Source organism: Bradyrhizobium sp. WSM4872, from assembly GCF_055811715.1.
Window position 1 is genome coordinate 106,259 of record NZ_JBVVPT010000024.1, and the last position, 9,988, is coordinate 116,246.

Sequence of the window (9,988 nt, forward strand, 5' to 3'; positions counted from 1 at the left end):
AACGTTCGGTGAACAGTTTTGGTGCATGTTCTAGTGAGCCAGCGCTGCTCCGTCATTAGAGCAAAGGCTGGCACAGATGCGCAGGTTGCGCGCTTCAGACGGATCACCCCGCACGACCCGGTTGCCTAGGCACGATCGAACACTTCTTGCCCGACAACAGACGCGCCATCTGCGCAATTCGCCAAGCCGAAATAGATTCCCGACTACCATACTCATGCGTCTCGACAAGCGCCTTTCTTGGGAGCCTGCCGGAGAGCCTTTGCTTTTGCAAATACGCAGATCCGCATCGAGTGCTGTCAGTCACGTGCACTCGCAGAGTGTTCAGATCGAAAGCTAGCATGGATTTGCGCAGATGAGGAACGATCACCGCGGCGGCGACGACGTCAACCTCTCTGGCGTAACGGACATATGCTAGGGCACTACGCGAGAGCGTACAACGTGCAACAGCCGAACAGCTGGCGAATGGAGAGTTGGTCTTACACAGTGTCCTTAGTGATCCAGCAACCATGCCGCCCAAGACCGCTTAAAGACTTGAATCGTACCTAGCGTCAAGTTGTACCAACTAGCGGTTCGATTCGCACAACTGAGACATTAGCCGCCTCACGACGACGGCACAGCACATTGGCGATCTGCGAGGCGGCGCTGGAGATGGATATATCTTGATGGTGGCATTTGCTTTTCTCGCTCTGGTCTTTGTTGCCGGGTCTGGCGCCGGCTATGCCGTCCGCAGCTGGCATTCTCGCAGGCGGCGAGAGCGCGCGCGGCTGTATATGGCTTATGCCCACTCCGCTGCTCCTGGTAAACAACTGCTCACAGTTCCCGGACGCGCGAGCAATGATAAACCAAAGTGACAGCTTCAGCCGTGATGCCGACTAGCGAAGCTCCCCAGGCGACTTGCTTGGCGCGAACCACCATCGAATGCTCTAGACTAGATGGCATCGAGGATACAGCGTGACGGCTGAAACGATTCACGCCCCCCTGATAACTGGAAGCGTAGTGGCCTCATCGCCTCAGAGCTGACGTACGATTTGCACGGTGCGTTGTGTCGTTATAGCCGTAGCGTGTCGCTGCTCCCGAATTGTCTGATTGCTCCACACGAGCTTTTCTTCGGCGCTTTCATGAAACACCATGGGAACTCTGAAGGAAGCCCAGCGGCATACCGACAGCGGCACGCCTTTCGACACGCGAACTCCAGATAGTTGAAAGAAGCAAGTGAATTAGATGATGCCGCGAAGTCGGACCGCCGCGCTCCAACAGCCTATAGTTGGAATAGCCAGGCGTATCTGTTCAATTGCCTCTATGGTTGCGGAGCTGATGCGGGGTGCGCGGCGTGTTGGCCGATGGTTACGCTGGGTAATCGTCGAGCCGCTTTCGGAGACTCTCACGTTCGGGATCATTAGTCTGATACTGTCATTCATCGTGACAATCCCGGTTTTTCATGAGACCGCGGGTCAGAATGGGGGCGAGGACTCTGACCCCACAGTGTGTCTGCCGGACTGCCGCGCGGGTCAGACCAGCGCTTGCGCTACGTATAGCTCGATTGCACTGCAAGAGGTTCCGGAGGTCTTAGTCAAGGCGACGCTTGCGACCGAGGACCGCCGCTTCTACAGCCATTTCGGGATTGACCTTGCCGCTATCGCCCGCTCATTCCATGCTAATTCGGGCATAGACGGCGTACACTCGACAGTTAGCAGCAGGTTGCGAGCATTCTATTCCCGTCAAATGGAGGCACTGTCGAGGACAGGATTCACGAGGCACTTGTCGCGATTTGGCTCGAATGGCGGCTCGCCAAGGATGAACTCCTAAAGATCTATCTAAACCGTGTGCAGATCGGAGCTGGCATCTTCGGGGTGAGTGAGGCGGCACGGCTCTATTTCGACAAACGCGCTCAGGATATCGACTTGAGCGAAGCGGCCATGCTTGCTGGCTTGCTAAATGAGCCGCTCGATGTAGCTTCGCACATTGGTCTTCGGAATGCGCGTCAGCGTGCAAGCCTGGTTCTCGATAAGCTCGTCCACACCAGATTCATGACTGATGACCAGGTGTTTGGTGCAAGGCGCTACCCGGCACACCTAATGTTCGAGCCCGAGGAGGAGTCGTCGAACTAGGGACAATCGACAATGAGGTTCTCACAGAGGTTATGACGCGAAACTGGGGGGCAAACTAGCTGGACCCTCTTCAAAGCCGTACGTCCGTCATTATAAGTTTAAGGAACGCCTCTATAACTATTGCTGCATCATGCTGTGAGGGTTTTAGGGTACGGATCGCGTTTACACTTCTAAAGAACCCGAGTTCCCGCCCGAATAACTGTTGCGCTCTGTGTGAGCCTACTCTGGGACGTTTTTCATCATGGCTCCAATCCAACCCGAACGTATCCCGGCCCATGAGGCTCTTGTCAGCGCCGCATTTATCAAGGCCTGGCGCTTCGTCGACACAGACCCGATCCTGGCACATAATCCTCGGATCTTGCTCTATGATTGCTTACGAACTCGTTTGGTGTGCTCGGCCAAGACCGGCGAGCGGGATGTGCTGCGTCTTGCAAACGGCGCGATAAGAACTCTACGCTTTTGAACTGGCAAAGCGCCACACTCCATAAACTTGCTTCATGGCGACAACATAATGGAGGACCGGAGAATCTGGTTCGCCGTGCCCTCTCGCCGCGAATCGGAATGACGTTCCGATTGTGTCCGATCTGACTGCTCACGCGGTCCTGACGAGCTCGATAAGGGCGGTGTCCGGTCTGCTTGCGCTGGAAAGTGCGCATTTCCCCCCCCCAACTAGCAGTTTCGGATCCGCGGCGCACCAAACACAATTTGAACCCGCCGCAAGGAATGGCGCATGTCATTGGCGAAAGCTGAGCTCGCTTGCTCCATGAAGCGCGAACGCTCGGCGGCCTGGCGGCCTGGACGATAGGGGCGGCGTCCTTGTCAGTACCCACCATCATGGCAGCGGCACCGTCGGATGTTCCGGAAAGTCAGACCCGCAGCGTCCAATCCGAAAGGACGGTCTACCGCTGCTCTCCAAGTCGTAAGCGATCGTCCCCTAGCTGTGTTTCTTGCGGAAGACCCACTGGTCGATCCGGCCAATCATTCTCGGGCGGCTTCCTCGGCCCGCACCTGGGTCTAACCGCAGGGATACGACGCCAGAAGGCACAGCAATGAATTGGTGCAATTTCGCCCCGGAATGATCGTGGGTCGCACAACCCGCTGCTCTCAGGAGACGAGAACGGATTGTAACGGATTCGTTCCGGTACCCTACGATAGGCGCCGCCCGGCGCGGACTGAATGGGAGCAGGGCTGCGCATAACTCAGATAAGCCTGAGGCGGCGCGCCTTGACAACGCACTGAGTGCGGCTGGTTGTTTCCAGCTTTCGCATCGCGTTCTTAAGGTGAAAATTGACAGTATTCTCGCTAACTTCGAGTATGACTCCGATTGCCCAGGATGATTTGCCCTCCTCTACCCACCGCAAGCACTGTTTTTCTCGTGCGGACAGCACAATGTCTTGCACATCGACCATGTGTTTCTCCCGGAGCCGAGACGACCTAGGAACGAGTTCAGCAAATTCCGTACCACGCGGGTGGCAAAAACCGGTATCGCAAGACCCCGAGAAATTATCGATAGAACCTTGGAAGACTGCCAGTTCAACGGCAGCAGCAACTGCTATCGCGGCCATCGCGACATGCGTCGTCAATGCGACAGAACACTCGCAACAATCGCGACACTTGACGTTTACGTCCGCGCTTCCGGTCTTTGCGGCTCTGTTTCTTCGACTAGCCTTTCCTATGTGTCAAACGCCATCCGGAACTGCCCCCTTTGCGTCATGAAGAACTGCCCCCACCCTCGGTTTCATGATGTCGTTTGATGGTTGTTTCCGCCGGTGACGGGACGGAGGGAGGCGGAGCCGACCGGAGGGCCGTCACCGGCGGGCGGCGCCTTGATGAGGCCGCTCTTCCGTTTGGCGCGGAGCCGGTAGCTGTCGCCGCGGATCGTCAGCACGTGGCTGTGGTGCAGGAGCCGGTCGAGGATCGCGGTGGCGACCACGGGATCGGCGAACACGGTGCCCCATTCGGCAACGCTGCGGTTCGACGTGATCAGCATGGCACCGCTTTCGTAACGGCGGCTGACCAGTTGGAAGAACAGATGCGCGGCGTCCGGCTCCAGCGGCAGATAGCCGAGCTCGTCAACGATAAGCAGCTTTGGCTTCGCCAGCGCGAGCAGCTTCTCGTCAGGCGCCGCTCGCCATGCGCCTTGGCCAGGCCCGCGACGAGCGTCGTCGCCGTGGTGAACTGCACGGTGTAACCGGCCAGGATCGCTTCTCGCCCGAGTGCGATCGACAAGTGCGTCTTACCGACGCCCGGCGGGCCGAGCAGCAGCACATTCTCGCCGTTGGCGATCCCACGTGACGCGGCCAAGTCGCGGATCTGCTTGGGATCGATCGAGGGCTGCGCCTCGAAGTCGAAGCCTGCGAGCTCCTTTACGGCCGGGAAGTGTGCAAGCTTCAGCGCCATATCGATGCGACGATGATCCTTGCGCGCGATCTCACGTTCGCACAGCAGGATCAGCGTCTCACGCGCCGACAGGTTCGCGCGCGCAGCCTCGTCGAGCAAACTATCAAGCTGATCGCGGATGCCGGAGAGCTGCAATCGCGCCAGCATGGCATCAAGGGGATCAGTCGGTGCTTCGGTTGCCTTCTTTGCGCGCGTCATCAGAAGCTTCCCCCGATCACCGCTTCGTATTCGGCAAGCGGACGCAACAATGAATGCGGGGGAGACGATTCCTGCACCGCCGCTGCAATCTCCGGGCGGCGGACCGCGCCATTGCGCCCGGCAACACCATCGAGATGGATCGGATCGACGACCCGCAGCCGGCGCCCCTTCGATTGCTCGTGAACCGCGACCTGGTGCACGCCATGGCGGATCCGCACCTCGCCGGCCGCGACGGTCACCGCGACCCGCTCACCAATAAGGCGCCACGGTACCGAGTAACTATTGGTGTCGATCTCGATGGCACAATCATTGCCGACGATCCGGGTTAGCTCGCGCAATGATCCGAACGAGGGCCGCCCGCCGAGCGGTTTTAACCGGTGGGCCTCGTCTCGTGCGAAGCGGATGATCGGTGCTTCGCCGGTCGTGCCGTGGATACGGACGTTCGCAACCTCTCGCTCCCACCTGGCGAGATGGGCCTCAAATGCGTCCCAACTTGGAAAGGAATGACCTGCGATCGCGTTCTTCTTCACATAGCCAACGCCATTCTCCGTCTTGCCCTTTGTGCGTGCCCGATATGGTGCGCAGGCGCGAGGACGGAAGCCCCAGTGCTTCGAGAAGGCAATCAGCCTGTCGTTGAACTGAACCGCCGGCTCACCGCGTCGTGGCGCACCACAAGTGCGCGTGGGTTATCCATCAGCACTTCCTCGGGTACACCGCTGAAGGTGGTGAATGTGCTCTCGAGCCCGGCAAACCAGTGTTCTTGCTTTTCGGCCCGGAACGCTCGCACATGGAGCCGTCGCGAATGTCCGAGCGTCGCCACGAACACGAATGCCTTGACCTTCGTTCCGCCGATCTCGACCAGACGCTCCCCGAAGTCGATTTGCAGCTGGCGACCCGGAGGTGTCTCGAACCGCGTCGTCGCAAGCGCCTCCGCCTTCAGCGCCTGCCGATAAGGCTGCACCGTGCGCTGCAGCGTTCGCCGGCTGACGGTCACGCCTTTCTCATTCAATAGATCCTGGCGCACCACGTCCGCATTGCCACGATGGCGAATGAACCTCTCACGCAGCCAGCCCTCAAGGCCATGGAGCCGTTGCGGCCTATCGGGCGACTTAAACGGCTTCACCCCGCCCGCCGCCACATAACCCTTCACCGTGTGATGGCTGCAGCCCAGCTCGCGCGCAATCCGCTTCAGCCCCCATCCGCACGCCCTCAGGCGCAACATCTCCGCCACGTCATCCGGCGTCTTCATTACCTGCCCCCGTGGATCACTCCACGACGAGCCTCTAGTGATTCGCTCCTCGTTCATTTGCTCTCTCCTTGGCTACCCAAGGAGGGGGCAATTCCTCATGGCGCCGAGGGGGCAGTTTTCCATGGCGCGCGACACCTATGGCCCGATAGGATCGCTCCTCTCTTTTTTCGTTGCCGCGGAGTTATCTTGTAGTTCGCTTGTCACTCTGTCATTGACGGGACGACTTTCGTCGTCTGGACTGGCTCCACCGCCAATCTACACGCTGTCTATCACGGCTCCCTGCCGCTCTTCGTGTTCGGCCGCCTTGGGTGCATCGGTAGCTCGCGATCGCGTACTCCCTACCCACTGCACTCAAGCAGCACGTGATGCGCTCGCAAGATCGTTTAGTCGAGCCATGTCCTGTCCTCATACCGAGGCGGGACATGGATATAGCGGCATCGCCTGCATCGAAGCCTTCGTCGCGCGGCTCGGGACCCCGTGAGGATTCCCTCGTGTTTTGCGAACAGATATAGCGCGACAATCTGGATCGGAAGCCGTATTGCCGCATGTGGCGATGTTGCCGGTAAACCTATTATTGCCTCATCTATTTTGCTCGCTGGCCAGCGGAGCGACGGAAGCCGGTCCACAACTGGTAGTCATCTCACGAGCGCGCCGATGTCGAGCTCGGTCCTCGACCGGGCGCTTGCAGAGCCAACAGACCGGTGATCGGGCGTGGTCAAGGCCGCGAGCCGCCGAAGACGGTGGCGCAACGCGCCAGCCTTGAGCACAGTCGATCACCGGTCCTACTTCACACCGCCGGTCCTTCATCCAGCAGCGACGGGCCTTCCGGTGATGTGTCGGTCACCTCGGTTTGTGCGACGTTTTCACGGGAGCTAAACAACAGTGCGCTTGCTTGCTCGCTGCGCCACGAATTGAGACGACGTTGAAGAGTTCCGAGTACTTTGCTCGGGTAAAGCCCGGGGGATTCTGCCTGAAGCTTGCAAAGGAGTTCGCTGCCGGTTCGCCACGGCTCGGCCTCGAACCATTCGCGCAGCTGTGGCGTAGCCTTGGGAGCGGATCAGGGCGTCGTCGCTCACGCTTCGGCTTCGCAATTTCTGTCGGTCGGGCGGACCGACCTTCTTTCCACGCGATTCGCAAGCTCGACAAAACACTGTTCGATCGGTGGCGCCGCGGTTGGGCGGCGGCGGTGAGACTGGCCAACTTCTCCTGCACGGCTCGGATATTGCGCAGTAAGGCGACCGGATCCTGGCGGGCATACATTTCATTGACGCTTGCGCGGATGGCATCAGGTGTTCTTGCTTCGGCAATCAGCCGCTGATGTGGGGTCGCCGGTGCGCTATACGTTTTGTGGACACGTGCTCTGTCGCGCTCCTTTCGTATCAATTTGAACGACGGCTGGAAAACGTTCACGAACAAGCCGGGCCGAACTGAGCCAGCAAAGCAGCCGCTTCGAGCCCCTCGACTCGACGGTGGCCGACCATTCGTCGGACCACCGCGCCCTTCTTCTGCTCGACGAAGGCCTGATCGCTCTTGCGATAGGGGCGACAGCGCGTGAAGACGATACCAGCGTGTCCCCAATAGACCTTCAAGGTCTCATTGATGATCACAGAGTCGTGTCGGTGTCCAGACGCAGGAGCGCAAACGGTAGCTGTTTACGAAGTTCGGTCTGAAACGGTGCTCAACAGCTTCTGCTCACGACCAGAAGTGGCGCGCATTCTGTCCAGCCGGTGGCGATGTCCGTGAGAACGAGCCTGTGGACGAAACTGCCGCGCGCCAAAGGGCCGCTGTGGGCAACAAGATCGGCCTCGACGAATCCAGGCGCCGGAGCCCCCAATCGCTGAAGTACGAATAGGGATGCCCATCGCAGAGCACTTGCTACAGAGCGACGACGCGGCCGACCACTTTGCTCACGAACGCATCGAAGTGCCCGGTCGATCGTCGCCGCACTCATCGACAATAATTTAGCCCGAATTTCTGACGCCAGGTCGATGTGGCCGTGCCGCTCCATCGATTCAATCAAGAACGGCAGCAGGGGCTTCAGACGCTTCCCGCACCCCCGGTCTGCAGCCTCCCAAAGCAGTATCAGCGCATTCGCTCCGCGTCTTGTTAAATCCGCGAACGATTGCGGCGACGCTCTGTCTGGTCCTCGGACTCGCAGCGCGGCAACCGCATCCCATGCTTCAGATGGAAGCCCGTGATCGCAACGAACTCGTCGAAGATGCGGCCCTTTTCGACGCCGCTCGACATCCTGTAGCGCCGTGCCAAAGCAGACGTCAGTTCCTTGCGCGTCGCCATACTCAATTACGTGAGGCAACAACTCAGCATTCAGGAAGATCTCCGGCCAGGCAATGCGGCTTCCCATCCAGACTGTCGCGCTATAGTACCTGCAGAGTGCAATGTCACTCGCCCTCGCAGCACTCATTGGATCTTGACCGCCAAAGCCGCTTCGTATCCATCGGCCACTTCCCGCACTAGTTCGGCGGCACCCAGAACCGTGCGCACACCTGAGGCGGAATGGCCAGCACTCCAGATGTCGATCCAGCGGCGCGGTGCGTTGCGACAATTTCCCCCGCCATACATCTCCGTCGCACGCGATGCTGAAACTGCCTCGTCGAGTTTGGCCGGGTCGAGACCTGCGGCTACTATCGAAGGGCGGAGCATATTGGCATTGAGCCCAGTAAAGGCCCTAGTTAGAACGACGTCATCGATCGAGCTATCGACCAACATTTGCCGGTACGCATCGCTTGCCATACTCTCCTGGGTCGCGATGAAGCGCGTGCCCATGTAGGCGAGATCACATCCAAGCAGACGTGCCGCGGCGACAGAGACGCCATCGACGATTCCGCCCCCAAGTGCGATAGGACCGTCAAACCACGTACGAATTGTGCGAGCAAACGCGAACGGATTGGCCCAGCCCGTATGACCTCCAGCTCCTGCACTAAGCAGGACCAAACCGTCGGCACCGGTCTCGATGGCTTTCTCCGCATGTTGTAGCGATGCAACGACGGCAAACACGAAACATCCGATTTCGTGGAGCGGTTCGATTGTCGGGGCCGACGAGCCCACGCTGGTTATCGCAATTTCGACTTTGTGGCGTACAAGGCAGGCAAGATCTTCCTTCATCCGTGGGTGGCGCATGACGAGGTTCGGACAGTGCGGCGCGGCCGGACGATCTAGACTGGCTAGCTCAACTTCAATTTGGGTAAGCCAGTTATCGAGCTCCTCAACAGATCGAGCGTTGCATGTGGGGAAGGCACCGATCGCTCCAGCCCGGCAGACAGTGGTTACAAGATCCACGCCAGAAACGGAGAACATCGGCGCGACCACCAGCGGCACAACCAGGCGGGATGCAATAGCGGGCGGGAGGCGGGGTCCTTGAGCAACTGGGTTCACCACTAGTGTCTCCGCAAGTGTGGATAAACACTTACAGACAAACTGGGGCAAGTTGACTCGCGCATTGAAGATCTGCGATCGCCCGCCACTGATACAGGTCGGCTCTTCGCGCGCGATGGGAAGACGACACCTGAGCTCACGACCGAAACCATCTCATAAACTGAGAATGCCGAACAACACAAAGCCACTAACTACCTCCACAGACTGTCTGCCGCATTCATTCGATACCATCGTTAGCGCATCGCACGATGTTGCCGATGCTGTCCTTCGGTTAACGATACATCAACTACTAACGTTTGGAGTTGACGTGAATGAGACTCGAAAGCACAGATTCTGATCACCGATTTCCATGGCCTCTCGCGCTACCTGATAGACTGCGGAAGTCGGTAGTGCTTCGCAGTCCATAGGCAGTTCTGAGGAAAGCTCCCGCAGAGTGACCGCACGCACGTACCGCGCCAACGGACCGCTCTCCAACCCCCTGACACATGCCACCTGACCGCTGCCAAGGCGGGCGTGTCCCGCATCTGCCGCGGCCTCGGTAAGGAGATCGGCAATTGGCAGATTGACCTTGCCCCCAAGTTTTATCCAGTTCTGAGTTCGCCCCGGCGGTTGGATTTGCCCTCCTGGGCGGTGGGAGCGA

At 59.0% G+C, this 9,988-nt stretch carries 2 protein-coding genes and 5 pseudogenes; 2 read left to right on the forward strand and 5 right to left on the reverse strand.

Annotated features, from left to right (window positions below; all coding sequences use genetic code 11):
- Positions 1–1,314 precede the first annotated feature (1,314 nt).
- Positions 1,315–1,806, forward strand: coding sequence for a transglycosylase domain-containing protein (locus tag AC0L3C_RS26775; protein ID WP_473409406.1), 492 nt, complete (start codon positions 1,315–1,317; stop codon positions 1,804–1,806).
- Positions 1,704–2,108, forward strand: a pseudogene (locus tag AC0L3C_RS26780) (transglycosylase domain-containing protein); the annotation flags it as partial. The gene AC0L3C_RS26775 and the pseudogene AC0L3C_RS26780, both read left to right, overlap by 103 nt.
- A 1,199-nt stretch (positions 2,109–3,307) precedes the next feature.
- Here the strand turns inward: AC0L3C_RS26780 and AC0L3C_RS26785 are convergent.
- The 5 genes and pseudogenes from AC0L3C_RS26785 to AC0L3C_RS26805 form a co-directional block, all read right to left on the reverse strand.
- Positions 3,308–3,499 (reverse strand): annotated as a pseudogene (locus tag AC0L3C_RS26785) (response regulator transcription factor); the annotation flags it as partial.
- 347 nt (positions 3,500–3,846) lie between these two features.
- Positions 3,847–4,706 (reverse strand): annotated as a pseudogene (istB, locus tag AC0L3C_RS26790) (IS21-like element helper ATPase IstB).
- A pseudogene (istA, locus tag AC0L3C_RS26795) lies at positions 4,706–6,012 on the reverse strand (IS21 family transposase). The pseudogenes istB and istA overlap by 1 nt, the downstream one beginning before the upstream one ends.
- A 730-nt stretch (positions 6,013–6,742) precedes the next feature.
- A pseudogene (locus AC0L3C_RS26800) lies at positions 6,743–8,250 on the reverse strand (ISNCY family transposase).
- Between the two features lie 123 nt (positions 8,251–8,373).
- Entirely contained in the window at positions 8,374–9,270 is an 897-nt protein-coding gene (locus AC0L3C_RS26805; protein WP_473409407.1) for an NAD(P)H-dependent flavin oxidoreductase, read from the reverse strand.
- Between the last annotated feature and the right edge of the window lie 718 nt (positions 9,271–9,988).